This window comes from Seonamhaeicola sp. (assembly GCF_028281565.1).
Taxonomy (GTDB): domain Bacteria; phylum Bacteroidota; class Bacteroidia; order Flavobacteriales; family Flavobacteriaceae; genus Seonamhaeicola.
The window spans coordinates 165,326-184,677 of record NZ_JANQJQ010000016.1 but is presented as its reverse complement, the minus strand read 5'-3'; the positions used below and the strand labels follow the sequence as shown (position 1 = coordinate 184,677).

The 19,352-nt window shown below is 37.4% G+C and carries 15 protein-coding genes and 1 pseudogene; 7 read left to right on the top strand and 9 right to left on the bottom strand.

Annotation, left to right across the window (positions count from 1 at the left end; genetic code table 11):
- The first annotated feature begins 24 nt into the window (after positions 1–24).
- The 5 genes from Q0983_RS08615 (at position 25) to deoD (ending at position 3,613) form a co-directional block, all read left to right on the top strand.
- Positions 25–621, top strand: coding sequence for a TetR/AcrR family transcriptional regulator (locus tag Q0983_RS08615; RefSeq protein WP_299551413.1), 597 nt, complete (start codon positions 25–27; stop codon positions 619–621).
- A gap of 45 nt (positions 622–666) precedes the next feature.
- Entirely contained in the window at positions 667–1,161 is a 495-nt protein-coding gene (locus Q0983_RS08610; RefSeq protein WP_299551410.1) for an acyl-CoA thioesterase, read from the top strand.
- A gap of 262 nt (positions 1,162–1,423) precedes the next feature.
- Positions 1,424–2,071: a deoxyribose-phosphate aldolase gene (gene deoC, locus Q0983_RS08605; RefSeq protein ID WP_299551407.1), complete on the top strand. Its 648-nt coding sequence runs from the start codon at positions 1,424–1,426 to the stop codon at positions 2,069–2,071.
- A 166-nt stretch (positions 2,072–2,237) separates the two neighbouring features.
- Entirely contained in the window at positions 2,238–2,909 is a 672-nt protein-coding gene (gene deoC / locus Q0983_RS08600; RefSeq protein ID WP_299551404.1) for a deoxyribose-phosphate aldolase, read from the top strand.
- A gap of 5 nt (positions 2,910–2,914) precedes the next feature.
- Positions 2,915–3,613 (top strand): purine-nucleoside phosphorylase, encoded by a 699-nt coding sequence (gene deoD / locus Q0983_RS08595; RefSeq protein ID WP_299551401.1) that lies wholly within the window; start codon positions 2,915–2,917, stop codon positions 3,611–3,613.
- Here the strand turns inward: deoD and Q0983_RS08590 are convergent.
- From Q0983_RS08590 to Q0983_RS08555, 8 genes are all read right to left on the bottom strand, one after another.
- Positions 3,599–4,348 carry a DUF6503 family protein gene (locus tag Q0983_RS08590; RefSeq protein ID WP_299551399.1) on the bottom strand — a complete coding sequence of 250 codons (750 nt, stop codon included), beginning with the start codon at positions 4,346–4,348 and terminating at the stop codon, positions 3,599–3,601. The genes deoD and Q0983_RS08590 overlap by 15 nt on opposite strands.
- Positions 4,349–4,400: 52 nt before the next feature.
- Positions 4,401–5,825 carry an alkaline phosphatase D family protein gene (locus Q0983_RS08585; RefSeq protein WP_299551398.1) on the bottom strand — a complete coding sequence of 475 codons (1,425 nt, stop codon included), beginning with the start codon at positions 5,823–5,825 and terminating at the stop codon, positions 4,401–4,403.
- Between the two features lie 60 nt (positions 5,826–5,885).
- Positions 5,886–6,737, bottom strand: coding sequence for a biotin-dependent carboxyltransferase family protein (locus tag Q0983_RS08580; protein ID WP_299551395.1), 852 nt, complete (start codon positions 6,735–6,737; stop codon positions 5,886–5,888).
- The gene (gene pxpB / locus Q0983_RS08575) at positions 6,730–7,461 is read right to left on the bottom strand and encodes a 5-oxoprolinase subunit PxpB (protein WP_299551392.1); all 732 of its coding nucleotides are present in this window, start codon (positions 7,459–7,461) and stop codon (positions 6,730–6,732) included. The genes Q0983_RS08580 and pxpB overlap by 8 nt, the downstream gene beginning before the upstream one ends.
- Positions 7,462–7,467: 6 nt before the next feature.
- Positions 7,468–8,208 carry a 5-oxoprolinase subunit PxpA gene (pxpA, locus tag Q0983_RS08570; RefSeq protein WP_299551389.1) on the bottom strand — a complete coding sequence of 247 codons (741 nt, stop codon included), beginning with the start codon at positions 8,206–8,208 and terminating at the stop codon, positions 7,468–7,470.
- Entirely contained in the window at positions 8,205–9,437 is a 1,233-nt protein-coding gene (locus Q0983_RS08565; RefSeq protein WP_299551386.1) for an Nramp family divalent metal transporter, read from the bottom strand. Before Q0983_RS08565 ends, pxpA begins: the two co-directional genes overlap by 4 nt.
- A gap of 16 nt (positions 9,438–9,453) precedes the next feature.
- Complete coding sequence (locus Q0983_RS08560; RefSeq protein ID WP_299551383.1) at positions 9,454–12,684, bottom strand: S41 family peptidase; 3,231 nt, start codon at positions 12,682–12,684, stop codon at positions 9,454–9,456.
- Between the two features lie 104 nt (positions 12,685–12,788).
- On the bottom strand, positions 12,789–13,910 hold the full coding sequence (locus Q0983_RS08555) for a DUF2891 domain-containing protein (RefSeq protein ID WP_299551380.1): 1,122 nt from the start codon (positions 13,908–13,910) through the stop codon (positions 12,789–12,791).
- 191 nt (positions 13,911–14,101) lie between these two features.
- Between Q0983_RS08555 and Q0983_RS08550 the strand changes: the two genes are divergently transcribed.
- Positions 14,102–17,362 (top strand): glycoside hydrolase family 2 TIM barrel-domain containing protein, encoded by a 3,261-nt coding sequence (locus tag Q0983_RS08550; RefSeq protein ID WP_299551377.1) that lies wholly within the window; start codon positions 14,102–14,104, stop codon positions 17,360–17,362.
- Between the two features lie 105 nt (positions 17,363–17,467).
- Here Q0983_RS08550 and Q0983_RS08545 read toward each other — a convergent pair.
- A pseudogene (locus tag Q0983_RS08545) lies at positions 17,468–18,024 on the bottom strand (transposase).
- A gap of 323 nt (positions 18,025–18,347) precedes the next feature.
- On the opposite strand from Q0983_RS08545, the gene Q0983_RS08540 reads away from it, so the two are divergent.
- Positions 18,348–19,148 carry a hypothetical protein gene (locus tag Q0983_RS08540; protein ID WP_299551374.1) on the top strand — a complete coding sequence of 267 codons (801 nt, stop codon included), beginning with the start codon at positions 18,348–18,350 and terminating at the stop codon, positions 19,146–19,148.
- Positions 19,149–19,352: the final 204 nt, after the last annotated feature.

Here is a 19,352-nt window from a genome sequence, read left to right as displayed (position 1 = left end):
TATTTTTTATATATTTGCATCATAATGACAACAAAAGCTGCACTTACAACGCAATATATCATAGAAACGGTAGCCCCTATTTTTAACAAAAACGGTTATGCTGCCACCAGCCTAAGTGATATAACCAAAGCTACCGGTTTAACAAAGGGCGCTATTTATGGCAATTTTAAAAACAAAGAAGACCTAGCTTATGCATCTTTCAAATATATGGTTAAAGCCATAATGAAGCCGCTTTCAAAACACTTGAATTTAAGTGATTCCCCGTTGCAAAAGCTTTTTTTAATAACCGACTTTTATCGCGGATATTACCCTTTAACCAAGCCCATTGGAGGTTGTCCGATTATTAATATAGGCGTAGATGCCAATTACAGTAATTCGGCATTGCTAAAACGAGTAAGGGACTTGATCCAGCGTATCCAGGATCAATTGTGTAGCATTATAGAAGATGGTATTGAAGCCGGTGAGATCTCAACTGAAATTAACGCTATGCAATATGCCAAACGCATAGATACCATGATACAAGGGGCTATTTTTATGACCTATATTATGGATGACGAATTTTATATAAAAGACACCATGAATCAGATCGATCAATTAATACATAGCGAGCTTAAAAAATAATTTTTTTAATCAAAAATATACCAATCGGTATAAAATATATAAAGCATGAAACAACTTCCAAAAGTACTAGAAAGCAAAACCAAGATCAGGTTTCAGGATTGCGACCCGTTTAATCATTTAAACAATGGGAGCTACATCAACTATTTTATGAATCACCGTGAAGATGAACTGATAAAAAACTATGATATAGATGTATACAAAATGGCTCATAAACTAGGTAAATCCTGGGTTTCCAGCAGTAACCAAATAGCCTACCTAAAACCGGCCTTGTTGATGGAAACGGTGATCATTGAATCCCAATTGATCCATTATACCAACAGTGAATTAAAAGTAGAAATGCGTATGTACAATGAAGACAAAAGTCATCTGAAAGCCATTATTTGGTCCGGCTTTGTACATTTCAATCTTTTAAAGCAAAAAAGAGCATTTCATACCGAAGATTTAATGGGGCTTTTTAAGGCCATTATTAATCCTATAGAGGCTCGTTCTTTTGAAGACCGATTGCGCCAATTACGACCGCATTTATCAAAAACGTCTTAAATGAGTTTTCACGACTAAAACACCCAAAAACCCGTTTAAAATCATAAAACTTAGTTAAAATGCAATAATTTGAAAATAAATGAGTTAAAAAAATAAAGATTGTAGTTCGTCGAAAATCTGACCTCAAACCTATTTTTAACGATAATAATTTATAACTTGGGCCTAAATGTAAAGCCCCAAACGCTACATTTATCCCTAATGATTAATAGCTCCTATTCTATCTTTTACAGGATACAATAGATTTAAAAACCTACTTATAAGAATGAATATTTTCCAGCACATTGAATTTACGCAGTTAAACCCTAACACTACTGAACGTGATATTATAGACCTGTGTCTTCACGCAAAAGAACGGCAAGTTCATTCGGTTTGTGTAAACAGTTCTTACGTGGCCCTGAGCTCAGAACTATTAAAAGACAGCCATGTAAAGATCTGCTCTGTGGTTGGTTTTCCTTTTGGAGCAACAGCCACCGCCTCTAAAATACACGAAGCTGAAACAGCTGTTAAAAACGGTGCCCATGAAATTGATATGGTGCTAAACTTAGGGCTACTGAAAAGCCGAAATTATGTTTCGGTCTTAAAGGATATCAGTGATGTAAAATTAGCCATAGGGAGCATCCCTCTTAAAGTTATCCTGGAAGTTTCCGAATTAAATAAAAATGAAATACTAAAAGCCTGTCAGATCTGCATGGATGCCAGGGTGGACTATGTAAAAACATCTACCGGTTTTTCAAAAGGCGGCGCTACTTTAACAGCGGTAAAGATCATTAAAAAGACGTTGAGAAGTTCTATCAAGATTTGTGCATTTGACGGTATAAATGATGAAGAAACCGCCAGCAAGTATCTTGATGCCGGAGTTAAAAGAATTGGTGTTACTTTAGAGTTTAAGACCAATGAAATCACCGTGTAAAACTTTAATAGATCAGATATAAAGGCTATATAACACTATGTAGCCTTTTTTTTATTTATCAAAACTGATTTTAATCATTGTTTACAGCAGGATAAAAGCCTCATCTTAGCATATTGAGATCAAAGGTTTGATTGCATCCAAAAATAACTTTAACTTTAGCCTGATTTTGAAACTCTTAAACAGATATATAGACCACACGCTTTTAAAGGCTACAGCTACTAAAGACGATATTATTAAACTTTGTGATGAAGCCAAACAGTATCGTTTTTTTTCGGTATGCGTTAATGGTTGTTATGTTGCTTTGGCTAAGGAACAACTGGAAAATACCGATGTAAAAGTATGCTGTGTCATTGGTTTTCCTCTCGGAGCCATGTCAACCGAAGCTAAAGTAGCCGAAGCAAAAGCAGCCATAAATGACGGTGCCGATGAAATTGATATGGTCATTAACGTGGGCCTTTTAAAAAGCAAAGATTTTGATGCCGTTTGGAAAGATATCGAATCTGTTAAATCCTGCATGCCAAATCATACGCTTAAAGTTATTTTGGAAACCTGTTATCTTGAAGAAATTGAGATCATTAAAGCCAGTGAACTAGCTATTCAAAGTGGTGCGGATTTTATTAAAACGGCTACGGGATTTGGAACCGGAGGCGCTACGATACACGATGTAAAACTCATGGCCAGTGTCTGTAAAAAGTGCATTAAAATAAAAGCTTCCGGCGGTATTAAAGATGCTAAGACCGCTTTGGAATATATTAATTTAGGTGTTGACAGAATAGGGACATCATCGGGAATAGCTATTGTTGAAGGGTCTTCGTCTTCGTCTAATTCAAATTATTAAATCGAATGAGCGTACATATTGAAGCCAAAAAAGGCGATATAGCCGAAACCATATTACTTCCGGGAGATCCGTTGCGTGCCAAATGGATTGCCGAAACTTTTTTTGAAAATCCGGTTTGCTTCAATGAAGTCAGAGGCATGTTAGGATATACCGGAACTTTTCATGGTAAAAAAATATCCGTGATGGGAACGGGTATGGGGGTGCCGTCTATTTCAATTTATGCCCATGAGCTAATTACGGAATACGGGGTTAAGAACCTCATCAGGGTGGGCAGTGCCGGTTCTTATCAAAAACATGTTGAAATCAGAGATATAGTTTTGGCCATGGCAGCCTCTTCAAACTCCGGTGTCAATGAGTTACGCTTTGGCGGAGCAGACTATGCACCTACGGCCAATTTCGGACTATTTCAAAAAGCTGTAGAAGCTGCAAAAAGTAAAAATATTGCTATTAAAGCAGGCAATGTTTTTACCTCAGATGAGTTTTATGCTGACGATTTTGAATCGTATAAAAAATGGTCGAAATTCGGCGTGTTATGTGTGGAAATGGAGACTGCCGGCCTATATACCGTAGCGGCTAAGCATAATGTAAACGCCTTAACGATTCTGACCATCTCGGATTCCTTAGTGACCGGTGAGCGTTTATCCAGTAAAGACCGTGAAACTACGTTTAAAGATATGGTTGAAATAGCTTTAGAGTTGGCTTAAATCTACTTTAATGTTCTTTAATTCAATTTTTGAAAGCAACTCCAATCCATCATTTTCAAATAAAACTTCCAGGTTATCTAAAGGTTCTTTTTCTTTTTTGGGTCTATAATTATTGTAATCCACGAACCTGACTCCCTTAATAAATCGCTCATTATAAGCTTCTCTGAAACGTAACCCAATACCGTGATCCTCTTCATAAGAATAAGATAAATAGTCAACCTTAAAAGTTTTAGTGTCAACATAATAAATAAATACATCTTCAAAGTCTTCTCCGCCGCCTGCTTCATTAAAGGTCACTTTAATTTTATGGTAAGTCTTCTCTTTAACTTTAACATCCCCAAGGTAATCTTTATTTACGGCTCCATCATTTAATCCAAAAGGTAATACCGAAAAATAATGCACGGAGTTTACTGATGCCGAGTATCTTGGAACCATGCTATCCGGAACTTTTAGCGGTTGGTTATTTATAGTCCTTTTAAAGGCGTCATTACTTAACCAATCCATGATGGTATCCTGTCCTTTAACAAATGTCCTTCCTAATTTAAAAATCCCATCATTCCTAATCGCAGTGTAATGTATATCCCTGAAATCAAAACTGATTGTAGCGTTCTTAACATGCGCTCCACCGGAAACTTCAATGGATCTATCAATAATGGCATTAGCACTTAAAGGCTCCTGTTTACAACTCAAAAGACAACTAACAAACAAAACAGAGAATACAGCGTTTTTTATCATAAACGAAAATTTTCATTATCTGTCGTAAAAAACAAACATACTTAACTTCTTTTTACTTATTTCTGAACGTTTCTTTATTCACAACATTACCATCTACATCATAATGAAGAAACTCAATGATAGGGATGCCTTTTTCTCTGTACACTTTAGTGGCTAGAAATCCGCCTTTAACCCTCAAAAACTTATGCTCCGGTTTTACGTTATCCTGGCTCCAGCCACCGGCATGATAATCGCTTACGGCTCCCTGGCTAAATTCTCTAAGCCCTGTGACCGGATCAACAGAAGCATATTGCCAATGCCTGTCTCCATTAACCACGAAAACCTCATGTTTTGCCAAGTAGGCTCTTAACCATGCACCTTCTGTTTGAAAAGCTTTGTTTGAATGGTTATCGTTTTTTCCTTTAGGCCTGTCGGGACCAACAACAGGCGTTGGACTCACCAATACCTTAAAAGTTGCATCGGAGGCTTCAAGAGTTTCTTTAAACCATGCTATTTGTTCCTTACCCCAAATGGTTTTGTCTTTACTGTCTTCAATTCGGTTATCCGACCTGAATTCGCGCACCTCAACAAACCAAACCTGTAAATCCTTCCCCCATCTGGCGGTTCTATAAGGCTTCTCTCCTATAGGTGTTTGCTCATACCATAATGCAAGTCCATCCTCAAAAGTTAATTCACCTAACGGTTTGCTTCCGGGATAGGCATCATCTCGCAACAGATCATGATCATCTTTTTCAATATAGAGCGGTGTGTGCCTATAAAACTCCTTCAATGAAGGCCATGAATTCATAGCATGCCATTTATGCCTGGCCATTTCTATGGTTTTAACAAAGGGCCCCGGTTTGTCATAGTACACATAATCGCCTGTCTGCGAATGGAATCTGGGTTTTAGTTTTTTCATCTCGTCATAAATCTTAAACCCTCTTTCGGGGTCATCGTGACTCCAGAAAAGCTGACAGGTAGATGATGTGAACAATACCGGTACCACCTCATCTTTATTCGGTGCAGTAAAAAATTCACCAAAAGCTTTAGTTTCCGGGAGGTCTTCTCCTTTTCTACCCCTTAATCTTACTGTATAATGGGTATTGGGATTTAAACCTTCTATCTTTTTTTTAAGTGTATAATCTTGTAAGGCTGACACGTAGGCCCAATCCACAACAATGGTATCATTTGCAGAGAATAATTCAATCTTTACCTGGCCAAAAGCACCTTCCACAGCACCGTCCATGTCTTTTACCGGCATATTATTGTCAAACTTTTTTGGAAACCTGAATGTTTTGTCCTGTCGTTCATGCCACACAGGAACCGGTTTAGCCGATTTACAAAGGCGCGTCCAGATAATAACGGAAGATTGGGATACTTCGCCAATTTTAAAACCCGTGGTGAAGTACACACTGTCCTTTTCAGTTTGAGCATTGGCTGTATATGTAAAAAGAACTAAGAAAATGCTTGTCAGGAATACTATTTTTTTCAGATCCATTTGTAGTACTAAATATAATTTACAGTAATATTACTGCTCTTTTATGAGAAAAAAAATTACTTAGTACATATCTAAACCAAAAGAAACCATTTGTCCCGTAAATTTTTGAGCTAAGACATTTATAGCTGATTCCCTCAGCTGCAATACTCTTGGATATCCCCCGGTGGTTTGACAATCCCGCATTAGAACAATGAGCTTTCCCGATGGTGTTAATTGCACGGTTCCCGGTAATACCAGAGAGGTAATAACAGGCTCTAAATTGTTTTCCAACATTTCATTTAACTGATAGGCCATTCTGTTATTATCCTTTGAAATGGTGAATTCCTGATTTAAGAGATACTCTTTTTGATGGTCTGAAAGGGCATCAAACTCGGGCCCTTTGAATACTTCAATGGTTTTTGAATTAAAATAACCGTCATTCACTTTGATGATTGCATGCTTGTTTTCCCTGAATTCATTCTGAGACTCAATCTCTAAAACATCGTGCTTTTCCAGTTTAGACTTAGCGGTTATACCTTGATACATACTAAAACTCTGCATCACTTGTTCGGTTTTAAAACCTCCAGAAACTGCTAAATATGCCCTGAATCCTTTAGTTAATTTACCAAAGGACAACATATCGCCTTCTTTAATGGATACCGGTTTATTGTTTAAAACAGGATGGCTATTCAACTTTGCAGATAGGTCTGCCCCGGATATACAAATAGACGTATCACGATCAAACTGTAATTTCGGCCCTTGCATGGTGATTTCAAGAACCGGTAAATCCTTTTTATTTCCTAAAATGGCATTGGCAAAGGACGCTGCTTTTTGGTCCATAACCCCCGAATACGGTACACCATATTTTTGAAACCCAACTCTGCCAAAATCCTGTATGGTTGAAAAAATCCCCGCGCTTAAGACCTTAATCATCAATCACCTCACTTTCTATTTGATATACACCGGCTTCAACCAGGGTTTTAATATCCTGGTATTCTTTTAAAGACACAGGGTGAAATTGAATTTGATCTCCCGGAGCAGCAAAACAAGGGGTTTCCTCTTTAATGTCGAAAAAGTCAATGGGCGAATTTCCAATGATATTCCAACCGCCCGGACTTTCATCGGGATACACCCCTGTTTGATTCCCTCCTATAGCTACAGCACCTTTTTCAATTTTTAATCGCGGTGTTGCTTTTCTTGGTGTATGCAATACTTCATCCAAACCACCCAGGTACAAAAAGCCTGGTAAAAAGCCAATAAAATAAACTGTGTAAATGGGTTGTGAATGCAGCTTTATAATGGTATCGATCGATAGACTTTTAGAAACGGACAATGCTTCCAGATCAATACCAAAACGGGTATCATAACACACCGGGATCCTCCACAATCGATAGGTTGATTTGAGAATATCCTGACCTTTTTCATATACGGTCTTTAATACCTCTATCTCATCTTTAAAATTCAATAAAAAATCATTATAAACAACTAATAATGAATTATATGCATGATTTACATCAAGTAACCCTTTAATAGATTCTTTTCGAATTTTTTCTTTAAAACCAAGAACATCATAAAGGACACCTTCATCAATGACAGGTGGCCATTCTATTAAAATAGCGCGTGCTCCGTAAGGTTTGAATGTTAACTGATAATCCATTAAAAATCACTTAATTTCAACCTCATGCTCTGATAATTTTTCATGTAGCTTTTTAACTAAGTTAATGGCATTAGGCGTATCACCATGCACACAAAATGTATGAGCTTCTATTCGAATGTCCTTACCTTTGATGGAGGTTACTTTTTTATGTTTAACCATGTTTAAAACATGATCCAACATAAGATTTTCATCGCTTATCAGGGCATTATGATTTTGCCTGGAAACCAGGGTTAGATCGTTATTATAATTTCTATCGGCAAAAGCTTCATAGGTAATGGCGATACCATGGCCCTGAGCTAATTTGGCAATAACCGATCCATAAGGCACATATAACTGAACCGGGCGATGCATACTTTGGACCACTTCTATGATGACATTAGCTACTTTCTCGTCCACGGCAGCCAGATTATAAAGGGCTCCGTGAGGTTTTATATGATGCAATGTAGCATTCTCATGATACAATACATTTAGCAGATCGGTTATCTGATGTTTTAAGGAAGTAAACAGCGCGGCACAAGACATATCAACTTTAGTGCGTCCAAAGTTCTCCTTATCCGGAAAAGACGGGTGTGCTCCAATCTTTATTTTGTGTTGTTTTGCCAATTGCACAATATCGTGCATGGTATCCTTGTCTCCGGCATGGCCGCCGCAGGCAATGTTGCACGACGATATATAAGGCATCAATTCAGCTTCATTGCCAATACCTTCGCCCACATCGGCATTAATATCAATAACATAATGATTCACTGGAAAATATTTAAACCGAATACTTTATTAAGTGCCGCCACAGAAAGTAAAACGGTTATCCCCAAGATAAGAAATCCTAAAATATTTTGCCTGATATTATTCTTATAAATCCCTAATACAGACGATTTATTCATAATCCAGATCAAAACTATAGCAATGACCGGCAGCAAGATGCCGTTGGCGACCTGAGCAAATTTAATAATATCAATAGGTTTGAGGTTCAGTGACGATATAATCACCCCGAGCACTAAAATAAATATCCAGACACCCCGAAATTGTTTCGATTTTAAATTGGATGTCCAGCCCAGACAACCACTGGCCACATAAGCGGCCGCCAAAGGGGCTGTAATAGCACTGGTAATGCCGGCTGCAAATAGCCCTATGGCCAAAAAGTATTTTGCAAAACTTCCGAATAACGGCTCTAATCCTTTTGCAAGGTCGGAAGCATTGGTTACCTCCTGGCTTTGAATAGATCCCGCCGAAATAATGATACACATAGATACCAAACCTCCTAAAACCACAGCTATTACAGTATCTTTTCTGGCAAAAGCCAAATCGCTTTTATCCTGCCATTTTTCTTTTACCAAAGAAGCGTGTAAAAATAAATTATAAGGCACTACCGTGGTACCTATCAAACCAATAACTATAAGCAGGCTATCATCAGGAAACCGCGGTATAAAAAGTCCTTTAAAAATGGCTAACAGATTGGGTTGGGTTAAAATGGCCGTTGTTAAAAACGCTAAACTCATTAAAATGACCAATGAGATCAAAGCACGTTCTATAACTTTATAATTCCCAATATAAAGTAATGCAAATGCTATAATACCAATTAAAATACTAAGGGTATTTATTGAAAATCCCGATAATTCTATTTTAGGATCGCCTACTAAGGTTTCCAGCCCCAGGACACCGCCTGATATGTTTCCAGCTTCATAGGCAGCATTACCAATGACAATAGCGGACAATATTAAAATAACGGTGAGTGACCTCAGAAACGGATTATTAATTTCTGCCCTGATTATTTCAGACAAGCCTTTTTGTGTAATGATACCTAACCTGGCAGCCATTTCCTGCAACACCACAGTGGCCACGATAGAAAGCACCATAGCCCAAAGCAATGCATAACCAAAACCAACACCGGCTACCGTACACATAGTTACGGTTCCCGGGCCAATAAAAGCCGCCGCTACTAATGGCCCGGGCCCTATATTCTTTAAAAGATTTTTCAAAAAAATAAATTCATTGTTATAGTTGACTTAACAGTTCATCAACCGCTTTCTTTAATTGTGTGTCCTTATTTTTAGCTTTATCATCAGGATTGTTATAAACTACAATATCCGGTACGGCCGGCCCTAACTCCATGTTAGACTGCGTTTCTTTAACATACCACCCTCTGAACGGCATCCTCACATAAGAACCATCGATCAAACCTGTACCTCCGGTTGATATAACGGCTCCAAATGTCGGTACCCCAACTAAAGTCCCTAAATCTAAAGACTTATAAGCATGCGAAAATATTTCGGCATTGGAGTAACTGCTTTGATTACACAGGGCTACGGAAGGTTTGGTCCAGGACGCCAATGGTAATCGCTCACTAAACGGATAATGATTGATAAATTTTTTGTGTTCAGCCTCCAGGTTTTTTGCGGCACCGCGCGGTACGGTATAGGCATGTTGCCTGACATTTAATACAGCCATCAGGTAATCGGTAGTCCATCCGCCACCATTAAAGCGAACATCGATCACAATACCTTCCTTGCCATGGCCCGCAGCCATTAATTCACGTTCAAAACGCTCAAAACTGGTCCAGTTCATGCCCTGGATATGGATATAGCCTAATCTTCCGTTAGAATACTTATCGGTTAATTGTTTGCGTTGCCTGACCCAGGCCTTATAGTTTTCTGTCCGGTTGCTGCTCTTGGGCCTGATCACAATTTCTTTGGATACCCCGTTTCTTTCAACGCCAAGGTATATTTTTTCATTGGAAGTCCCTTGCAACAAACTATATGCATTTAAATTCTTAGTAAGCTTTGTTCCATTAACAGCGGTAATCACATCTCCTACAAAAAGCTTACTGGAACTTCTGTCTCCGGGCATATCCGGAACAATAGATACCACCTTAAGACTTCCGTTAGAATTAGGAGTTACCTCAACGCCCAATAAACCTGTCGACTCGCGCTGCGTATTGTCTCTGGTCTCTACATTATAGAGCCCCATATGACTGGCATTGATTTGCCCCAACATCCTGTTAAACATAGTTTGAAAATCAGTTCTTGTAGAAGCACCCAATGCTAAAGGCTCATATTGTTTTCTTAAACTGTTCCAGTTTTGACCATGGAAATTCGGGTCATAAAACCCATCGTTTATCGCCTTCCAGGCTTCATTAAATATTTGTTTGGATTCACTGTCATAATCTATATCCAGCTTAGCTGAAAACGGAAGGCTTTCAGACTTATCATTAGACATATTGATACTTGACAAACTACCGCGTTTGGTATAATAGATCTTTGTCAGCTTTTTATCGGTTGCAAAATTGGATGGCCTGCTATTTTTGGTTGTAATGGCTTTTTTATCTTTTCCGTTCCATTTGATTTTAAAGAGATCAGATTCCACTTCGGCATTACCTCTGCTGCCATTTCCCGTAGTATAATAGATGGTTTTGCTATCCTTTGAAAACAACCTGCCAAACTCACCGCCAACAAATGACGTAACCTGCACCTGGCGTTCATGAATATCCTGAAAGTCAATGACCACAGGTTTTACTTTATCCTTTTTAGCCTCTTTATCCTTTTTATCGGAACCATTTTTGTCTTTAGAGTCTTTTTTATCATCGGTATCTTCTTCTTCCCAATCCTGGGTAGTTTTTTCCCAATCGGCTTTAGTTAACCAGGTAAACCAAACATCATAATCACTGTTATTACGGTTTGATGAAAACATCAGTTTTTTTCCATCCGGGCTCCAAACGGGATTTCTGTCTTGTTTAGGATGCATGGAAATGTTGACCGGTTTTCTTGAATTATCCACTTTGTGAATAAATATTTCTCTGTTAAAATCCAGATTGGTTACACTATATGCCAACCATTTAGAATCCGGTGACCACGCAACTTCACCTGGCGTTGCCCAACCATCTAATAAAACCGTTTCATCAGACAATTTCCCTTTACTGCTTATACCGGCAACTATGAGCTTCCCTCTGCCTCTGTTAAAAGCTATCTGCTTCCCATCGGGTGATAAAGTTAAATTGCTTTCCTCTTCGGTTGTTTTTGTTATCCGTTCAACTTTGTGTTTTAAGGTTTTGAAGAGATCCGATTGATTTTCATCATTTGATGTCACTAAATAAATGTCCTTTTGCCCATCCCTGTCAGAAATAAAAACAAGCGTACTGTCGTTTAACCAGGTGGCGCCTCTATCCCTGTATGGTGATCCGGACACATTAACCGTGCGCTTTTTATCTTTATCGGTGGCTCTTAAGAAAATCTCTCCTCTGATCTCAAGGGCGCTGTACTTTCCATTAGGAGATATGGCTACATTACTAACATCACTTGAATAGGTTTTATGGGAAACAGGATCAAACCTGTAATCTGAAGCGATATTAATTTTAATTTCTTTTTGGGCATTTGTGGCCGTATTCAATGTAAAGACCTGGTCGCCCTTTGTCATAATCAGATCTTTTCCGTTTTTACTCAAATGAAACGAAAACAGACCCATATCTTTAAAATTACTTATCTGAGATACACTTCCTGTCTTTACTCCCGAATCATTGATCTCAAGTTTATGCACATTATATTTTCCACTTCTGGAAGACTGAAAATAAATGATATTGTTACCTCCCCAATGTGGATAAAAATCATTTCCCTGATAGGTAGTAAGCTGTGTATACTGATCGTTTTCAATAGTATATAACCAAATATCCCTGTTGGCGGGCCCGTGATAGGCTTCACGTTCTAAACGACAAGTGCCTCGTGTAAAAACAATGTGCTTTCCATCCGGTGATAGTTTAGCATCAAAGCCTGTGGCACTCATATACCTGTAAGGTGTTCCGCCTTTTTCATTAATGATATGTGTTTCCCCTGAACGTTCTACCTGGATAAAATTCCTTCTGGTTGAAAATATAATATGACCATCTTTGGTATAATCTGTAATAACATCAGTTGCAGAATGATGTGTTAACCGTTTTGAGGCCCCTCCCGAAGCCGGTATTATATAAATGTCATTATTGCTATATCGATCACTTTGAAAAGCAATGGTTTTCCCGTCAGCACTCCAAATGGGTTTGGTATCATAGGCTTCATGCACCGTTAAACGCCTGGCATTATTTCCGTTAATATCAGACGTCCAAATATCACCTTGAAAATTAAATGCTATGGTTTGTCCGTCAGGACTAATGGAAGGCATATTAATTATAGGGGCTTGAGCCACGGCTTTTACAGCAAACAATAAAGCACATGCACTTAGTAATCTTAAATGAAATTTCATATTCATGGTTGATTTATTATTTAAAAGCCTAAAATTAAGATTAATTAAATGCAAAAGACTAATAATTAATTATAATTTAACACAATAAAATAATTAAAAAAGTGCTAATCATGACCAACCATATTTAACGCGTAAATAGCAAAACTACCCAGCCAATGTCCACCCATATAATCATCATCAAAAATGCTTGGCAACGAATAATTAATATGTTGGTTGGCTACGTTCTGTAAATGCTTATATTCTGGCATGCCTTTGGTAATTTCATATAAATTCCAGGCCCTGGAAAAGTTTACGCCATCTAAATGTACCAAATGCCCATCCGTTCTATCGGAAACAATACCCGGCTCCAAACTGTAATTCTTGTCTTTTAATTGGGGTAGAAACGCCTCTAACCAGGTTTTAAATTCTGCTTGCGACAACAAACGTTTCATTAAGGCTGCTTCTTCCAGGCATGGTGACAAAAAATCACTCCCGCTGGGCTCCCAGGACATCGGGCAATTTTCATCATTCAAAAAGAAATATAACGCCCTATCCTTAATGGCTTTCTTAAGGGCTTCATGACCGGTAGTTTCAGCATAATCATAAGCAAACGATAACCCAAAAGCCGTATTGGTATGCGTACCTACCCTAAGAGCGTAATTAAGTTTCGGCAAATATTCGATATACTTTTCAGCAATTAAATCCGTCAATGGTTGTAAATTACTTTCTAAAACCCTGGCGGTGTCGTCATCCCAGGTATGCAACTCTTCAGCCAGTTTTAAAAGCCAGGTCCAGCCATAAGTCCGTTCATAAGATTTGTTATGCTTGCCATGAAAATAGGTGACCTCAGCTTCAATATTTTCTTTCGATATATTCTTAAGCAAACGTTCTTTTATTTCTTCTGTTTTATCCAGGTCAGGGAACTGTTTCAATAAACTTACTAAACTCCAATGCCCGTGAACCGCCGAATGCCAATCGAAACATCCGTAAAACGCCGGATGCAATGTTCTTGGTGGTAACAGGTCCTTATCGCCTCCTAAAGTTTGTGACAACCTGTTAGGATATTCAATGTTCATACAATGTAGTGGCAATTCCGCCAGTTTATTGGCCTGTTCCAGATCCAGTTTTGGAACGGGTGCCATGATTGTCTCCACCGCAGGTTGCACCTCTGTTTTATTTTCTTCTTTTTTTGAAGTATTACAACTTATAAGAAATAAGATCAGAAAAGGAACGATAATTTTATTCATGCTTTTACAATTTATTTTACTTGTTTATGACGTCCTAAAAAGTCAAAACCCCTAGAAAAGTTGTTTTTGAACAATACTTACCCATTTTTGACGATATGTGGCATACATAAATTATTTCTCCATAATATTAATAAATATATTTGTGTTGAGCTACAACTAAACAATAATCACTATAGATATTCACTACTAAAATGACACGTAAAATTACCCTCACCATCTTATCATTATTCTTTTTATTAGCACTGTTTGCACAACAAAATGATTGGGAAAACCCCAGTGTAAATCAAATAAACCGGTTACCGGCCAAGGCCACGTTTTACAATTTTGACAGTAAAGCACAGGCTGTTACTGGAAACAGAGAACAATCCTCACTTTACAAATCCTTGAATGGCGATTGGAAATTCAAGTGGGTAGCAAAACCTTCCGAAGCTTCAGACGATTTTCAAAAAGACACTTTTGATGCCTCTAAATGGGATGACATTGAAGTGCCTTCTAACTGGGAAATGCGCGGTTATGGGATTCCTATTTATACCAACTCTACCTATCCGTTCTTTAATGATTTTCCTTATATCAACCATCATGACAACCCGGTAGGTCATTATATAAAGACTTTTAATATAGACGAAAGTTGGAGTGACAAAGACATCACGCTGCATTTTGGCGGGGTGTCATCGGCCTTTTATGTTTGGGTGAACGGAAAGTTTGTTGGGTATAGTGAAGACACGCGTTTACCTTCGGAATTTGATATTACCAAACACCTCAAACAAGGGGAGAATAAAGTAGCCGTCAAGGTTTACAGATGGTGCGACGGTAGTTATTTAGAAGCCCAGGACCATTGGCGTATGAGCGGTATTGAGCGCGAAGTGTATTTACGGGCGGCTCCAAAAGTGAGATTATCTGATTTTACGGTCAGAACCGATTTGGACGACAATTACGAACATGCCTTATTACAAATCAGGCCGGAACTTATTGCCAATATAAAGGACAAATATGTTGCTAAGGTAGGAACCTTTGGAAATACTAACCTTAAAACTACAGTTGATAACTGGGAACTGATTACTGAATTAATTGATGCCGATGGCCATGCGGTTGGTGAAACGGTTACCACTAAATTCGGAAAGATTTTTGGTGAGTTTTATCCGCAACGCGACAATGTGTATTTCGGACTAATTGAAACTGAAGTGAAAGCACCTAAAAAATGGTCGGCAGACGATCCCTATTTATATACGCTGTTATTTACAGTGAAAGACGACAAAGGAAATGCCGTTCAACACACCAGCACAAAAGTTGGTTTTAGGGAAGTTAAGATTGATGAGCGCGGTCGTTTTCTTGTAAACGGCAACCCGGTTAAAATGATCGGAGTGAATCGTCATGACCATGACCATATCCATGGTAAAACCGTTACCAGAGAAGATATGGAAGAAGATGTCAAACTTATAAAACAATTCAACTTTAATGCTGTTAGAACCTCCCACTACCCTAATGATCCGTATTTCTATGACTTATGTGACAAATATGGTTTATACGTTATGGATGAAGCCAATTTGGAAACACACGGCGTACGTGGGAAATTATCAAATGTACCTGAGTGGAGTAATGCGTATTTAGAGCGCGCGGTTAGAATGGTGGAGCGTGATAAAAACCACCCAAGTATAGTGATGTGGAGTTTAGGAAACGAATCCGGTACCGGGCCAAATCATGCGGCTATGGCCGGTTGGATCAAAGAATTTGACCCAACACGCTATATTCATTATGAAGGTGCCCAGGGCATTCCTTCTCACCCGGATTATAAAAAGAATTTCTTTCAACATAGCAAAGGCAATCCGGCTGATGCTCCCTGGGTAGACATGATCAGTAGAATGTATCCACAGCCCCAGGAATTGCAGGACTTGATTGATGATACCGCAGCATTTGAAAATATCCCTGTACTTATGTGTGAGTATGCACACGCTATGGGGAATTCGGTAGGAAACATGAAAACATACTGGGATGTTATCCATAGTAACGACCGCGCTTTAGGCGGTTATATCTGGGACTGGATTGATCAGGGTATTTTAAGAAAAGATGAAAACGGTAAAGCATATTATGCTTATGGAGGTGCTTATGGTGATACACCTAATGACGGCAGCTTCTGTATAAACGGCGTCATTGCTTCCGATAGAACCCCTAAACCGGAGACTTATGAATGTAAAAAAGTGAATCAGCCGGTTGTAATCGCTCCCAAAGACATTTTAAACGGAAACTTTGAGATTTTAAACCGTCATCATGCGATTGATTTATCCCAATATAATATATCATGGACTATCACGGAAAACGGAAAAGTGGTTCAAAAAGGTGATTTAGGCTCCTTAAGCACAAAACCTTTTGAAACGGATGCTTTAAACATTGAATTTAAGAAACCTAAACTGAAAGCCGGAAGTGTTTATCATTTAAACATTACGGGAAAATTAAATAAAAACACCTTATGGGCCCATGCCGGTTACGTTGTTTTTGAAGAACAGTTTAAACTGGACTATGATGTGCCGGAACCTGCTTTATTAAAAAGCAACAGCGCTCTTGTGGTTAACGAAAGTGATAATGCCGTAACTATAAGTAACAAATCTGTCTCGTTAGAGATAGACAGGGCTTCCGGTTATATTTCAAAGTATAAAGCTAAAGGTGTTACCATGTTGAACGCCCCTTTAAAGTTAAACTTCTGGAGAGCGGAAACCGAAAACGATGAGGCGTATAGAAAGGCGATGAAATTAGAATCGGAACTGGATTGGATGCATGCCGGAGACCGTTTTAAGGTAGATGATATCTCGGTTAAATCTGATGAAAAAGGCAAAGCGGTTATTAGTGTAAAAGGCAACATTGAAAACCCTAAAACTGCTGTTAAATTAACTTATACGGTTCTTGGAAGTGGTGAAGTAAAAGTATCATACTATGTTTCTATTGATAAGGGGGCTCCTAATGCACCTCGTATAGGTATGCAATTCGACATTGCCAAAACCTATGGAAATCTAACTTATTTAGGTAGAGGGCCTCAAGCAAATTATAACGATAGAAACTATGGGGCTCATGTAGGTATTTATTCCGGTAAACCTGAAAATATCAATTATAAATATGTATATCCTGAAGCGTATGGCAACCATACTGAAACTAATTGGTTTAAGTTAACCAACGCTGCTAACGAAGGTATTTTGGTAAAAGGAGACCAACCCTTAAGTTTTAGCGTGTTAGAATATAGTATTGCCAATTTACAGGAAGCTAATTTCATGAACGAGCTCGTGGAGCGTGCTATTTATACGGTTAATGTAGATTTATCTCAGCAAGGGGTTGGTGGTGATAACACCTGGTCTAAACGGGCTCAGGCACATGAGGAGTATAGAAATACACCGGGAACTTACAATTATTCGTTCTATTTGGTGCCGTTTAGTGCTAAGGTAAAACCTGAGAAGATTAAGTTTTAAAAAAATATTTAATACGTTGTTTTATGAGGGTGGTTTTCAGTGAAAACCACCCTTTTATTTAAATTATAGATTGGCTAGCGCTCGTTTGTAACGAGTGCTGTTTGATCACCCTAAAAAACCTGTATCATCTATTTCTAAAATGGTATTATCTTCTTGAAAATTTCTGGCACTTGAGTATTTCCAGTCGATAGGTTTAGTTACAAAACCACTTTCAACAGGATTATTGTGGATATAATTAATTTTTTGTTTTATAACTTTTTCACTCCAAAGTTCAATAGGTTTATTATGATGTTGCCAAAACTGATATTTTGAAATATTTCCTTGCTTTTTACCTGCTTGTTGAAACACCCATAATAACCACTCTTTTCTACTTTCTTGCGGATTATTTTTAATAGCTTCTATAACTTTTTTAGCTGTATACTTCTTAAAATCCCGTAATAGTTCCATTGGTTGCTCATTACTAGACCTAAAGATAAAATGTACATGACTAGGCATAAAACAATATGCATATAGCTCCATACCTTTTCAGTTCTACAATAATTTACACTGTTTACCAATACATTAAAATATACTTGTCTTGTAAAAACGTCTATCCAGTTTACTACTGCAAAACTTACAAAGTATAAGCCACTTTTGTTATGAAACTTATATTTTCTACTCATTGTTCTAAAATACAAAACTTGTACTGAACAGAGTTGAAGTAAGCTATGGCTTAAAATAACATGGCTTTTCTTTTATAAGATTCATAGTTAGCACTCGTTACAAACGAGCGCTAGCAAGAGAAAAAAATTTGTAGCAAAATTTGAGCTAATTTTTTATGACACTTTTGTGTGGAGATAAAACACATTTGTGCCATAATAAACACTTCTGTTTATAGCATGTACACTTTTGTGTTAAACAAATGATTATTTGGTTAATAACTCTTTCCAACTTTCCTATATTTTATTGAATTTGCATTTAAATTTGTAATATTAATATTATTAAAATGAAAGAATTTTTAAATTCATTATTAGAAGTAAGCAAAGAAAGAATAAAGAATCCCTTTTTAGGTTCATTTATTTTTGCATGGCTAGTATTCAACTGGAAACCCATACTATATTTAATTTTTTCAGATGATATAATGTCAGACAGAATAAGTACGATAGAATGTAAGTATATCAATATATGGGATAATTTAGGTTTTCCGTTTGTATTTGCCATTTTATATATAGTTATATTACCCTATATGATGTGGGGGTTAGAAGAATTGTATATTAAGGCTAAATCAGGAAGATTATCTAATAAACTTGATGAAGAATTATTAACTATTAGAAATAAACAGGCTACTACTAGAGAAAGTTTAAAACTTGAAAATATAAAAGCTGATTTTAAAGAAACTTCAGAGCTTAATGACAAAATTAATAGTCTACAGCTCGATAATGATGATTTACTAACTAAGGTAAATACAAAAAATGAAGAAATTTCTAAGCTAAAAAATGACTACAATAATTTAAAAGCAAAGTCTTTTGGCCCAGATGAAATAGAAGAATTAGATAATGCCTATAAATTTTTCTCTAATTCAAAATTATTTGATTTTTTTAAAATGATTGGTGTAAAAGTTTTATTTCAGACAGAAATACCTAAATCTAATTTACCTGATTATGTAATCGAAAAATATGAAATGGAAGATATAATATATAAAACCCTAGCACGTCGTGGTCACGCTTTTACAAAAAAAGGTGACCACTTTTGGAAAAACTATTTAAACCAAGAATTTATTAATTCCTATAATGAAGCTCCTTTTTAATTGACAATCTCACAAAGTCCTAGCGTCCAAAATAACTTTTAAATCTTGTCTAAAGATAAAACAAACCTCGACCACTATTTCTTTTAATTTATCCCTATTCTAATTTTTTAACGCTGCAGCCAGTTTGCAACTGGTAGCTTCAATTTTTAACCATCCATACAAACCTCTATACTACGAAGCAAATAGAGATTCCAGCTTTCGCAG

What these genes read in the sequence shown, in the direction of transcription:
- Q0983_RS08590 (WP_299551399.1), bottom strand. Translation starts at nt 4,348, where the DNA reads ATGATAAAAAACGCTGTATTCTCTGTTTTGTTTGTTAGTTGTCTTTTG.
- Q0983_RS08610 (WP_299551410.1), top strand. Translation starts at nt 667, where the DNA reads ATGAAACAACTTCCAAAAGTACTAGAAAGCAAAACCAAGATCAGGTTT.
- deoC (WP_299551407.1), top strand. Translation starts at nt 1,424, where the DNA reads ATGAATATTTTCCAGCACATTGAATTTACGCAGTTAAACCCTAACACT.
- Q0983_RS08560 (WP_299551383.1), bottom strand. Translation starts at nt 12,684, where the DNA reads ATGAAATTTCATTTAAGATTACTAAGTGCATGTGCTTTATTGTTTGCT.
- pxpB (WP_299551392.1), bottom strand. Translation starts at nt 7,461, where the DNA reads ATGGATTATCAGTTAACATTCAAACCTTACGGAGCACGCGCTATTTTA.
- Q0983_RS08550 (WP_299551377.1), top strand. Translation starts at nt 14,102, where the DNA reads ATGACACGTAAAATTACCCTCACCATCTTATCATTATTCTTTTTATTA.
- Q0983_RS08585 (WP_299551398.1), bottom strand. Translation starts at nt 5,825, where the DNA reads ATGGATCTGAAAAAAATAGTATTCCTGACAAGCATTTTCTTAGTTCTT.
- Q0983_RS08615 (WP_299551413.1), top strand. Translation starts at nt 25, where the DNA reads ATGACAACAAAAGCTGCACTTACAACGCAATATATCATAGAAACGGTA.
- Q0983_RS08555 (WP_299551380.1), bottom strand. Translation starts at nt 13,910, where the DNA reads ATGAATAAAATTATCGTTCCTTTTCTGATCTTATTTCTTATAAGTTGT.
- deoD (WP_299551401.1), top strand. Translation starts at nt 2,915, where the DNA reads ATGAGCGTACATATTGAAGCCAAAAAAGGCGATATAGCCGAAACCATA.
- Q0983_RS08540 (WP_299551374.1), top strand. Translation starts at nt 18,348, where the DNA reads ATGAAAGAATTTTTAAATTCATTATTAGAAGTAAGCAAAGAAAGAATA.
- Q0983_RS08580 (WP_299551395.1), bottom strand. Translation starts at nt 6,737, where the DNA reads ATGATTAAGGTCTTAAGCGCGGGGATTTTTTCAACCATACAGGATTTT.